1 protein-coding gene and 1 pseudogene are annotated in these 1,525 nt (G+C 61.8%); one reads left to right on the top strand and one right to left on the bottom strand.

Annotated elements, in window-relative coordinates; all coding sequences use genetic code 11:
- Positions 1-816: AMP-binding protein (locus EOA86_RS34175; RefSeq protein WP_164892304.1), on the bottom strand; the 816-nt coding region annotated here is incomplete at its 3' end.
- A gap of 243 nt (positions 817-1,059) precedes the next feature.
- Between EOA86_RS34175 and EOA86_RS34170 the strand changes: the two are divergent.
- A pseudogene (locus EOA86_RS34170) lies at positions 1,060-1,525 on the top strand (hypothetical protein); the annotation flags it as partial.

Here is a 1,525-nt window from a genome sequence, read left to right as displayed (position 1 = left end):
GTTCTCCATCGACCATTTCAGCGCAACCATGTGGCCGCCATTGTCGCGCACGATGCCTTTGGGCTGGCCGGTCGTTCCGGACGTGTAGATGATGTAGAGCGGATCGGTGGCGAGCACTGGAACGCAGTCGACATTGGCGCCTGCGGCCCGCTCGCGGGCGACGGCGTCGGCATAGTCGATGTCGTGGTTTTCCTTGAGCTCGCAGCGCAGCTGGTCGCGCTGGAGGATGAGGCAGGCCTCGGGCTTGTGCCGCGACATCTCGATCGCCTTGTCGAGCAGCGGCTTGTAGGCGACGACGCGCCCGGGTTCCAGGCCGCAAGAGGCGGAAATGATCAGCTTCGGCCTGGCATCGTCGATGCGCGTGGCGAGCTCGTGCGAGGCAAAGCCGCCGAAGACGACCGAATGCACGGCGCCGATGCGGGCGCAGGCAAGCATGGCAAACGCCGCTTCCGGCACCATCGGCATATAGATGATGACCCGATCGCCTTTCTGGACGCCGCGGTTCTTCAGCACCGACGTCAGCGCGACCACCTCGCGTTTCAGTTCGGCATAGGTGAATTTCCTGATCGTGCCGGAAATCGCGCTGTCATGGATCAGCGCGATCTGATCGGCGCGGCCACCCGTCACGTGGCGGTCGACGGCGTTGAAGCAGGTGTTGCAGGAGGCGCCGCCAAACCAGCGCCCATAGACGCCGGCATTCGGATCGAAGACCGTGTCGAACGGTGTGAACCAGTCGACGGCTTTGGCCGCATTCGCCCAGAATTTTTCCGGGTCGCGTTTCCAGCCGTCATAGACCTCGTGGTAGCGTGACGCCATCCGGCTTCCTCCCCAGGAATGTCTGCTGTCTTTGAATAGCGTATGCTGTTTTTGCAAGCATATGCAATTTCGTCTTTTGGCGTTCTCGCCTTGGTCGCAAATACCCGGCACGATGGTCTCGGGTCATAATTGGGGTGTGGGGTCATAATTGGGGACAAGGCGCAATGAACTTGCGATGCAAGGTTGGATCTGCCGTATTGGCGGCGATGCTCTCGATGGTCGCTTCCGCCGCTCAGGCCGGCGATGCGGCGGCACGGCGCATTTATCGGCTTTTCGCCGGACGGTACCTACTTCGCCTTCGAACAGTACGGCACGCTCGACGCCGGTGCTTCGAATTCGGGCTGGTCGGAGATCGACATCATCGACACCCGCACCGATGAGTTCGTCGGTGGTAAGCCGATCCGCATCGTCGACGAAACCGACGCTCACTCTCGATCAGGCGAGGGCACAGGCTGCCGCGCAGGCGGCGCCGATCCTCGCCCAATATGCCAGCGGCGCGCGGCGAGCGGACGGCCTTTGACAAGGTTCACCTTTCCGGACGACATGGTCGCTTACCAAGACATTGCGCGCCTCGACCAGGTCTCGCAGAAATGGCTTTCGCCGACCTATGACGAGCTCGGCATCTCTATCATCCAGCTCCACCAGATACTTGCCGACAGCACGATGGATTGCTCGTCGAGTTTCGACGGCCGGCAAGGCGTTCGGTTGC

Source organism: Mesorhizobium sp. M5C.F.Ca.IN.020.32.2.1 (assembly GCF_004023105.1).
Lineage (GTDB): Bacteria > Pseudomonadota > Alphaproteobacteria > Rhizobiales > Rhizobiaceae > Mesorhizobium > Mesorhizobium wenxiniae.
This window is presented reverse-complemented; position numbering and strand designations above follow the sequence as displayed.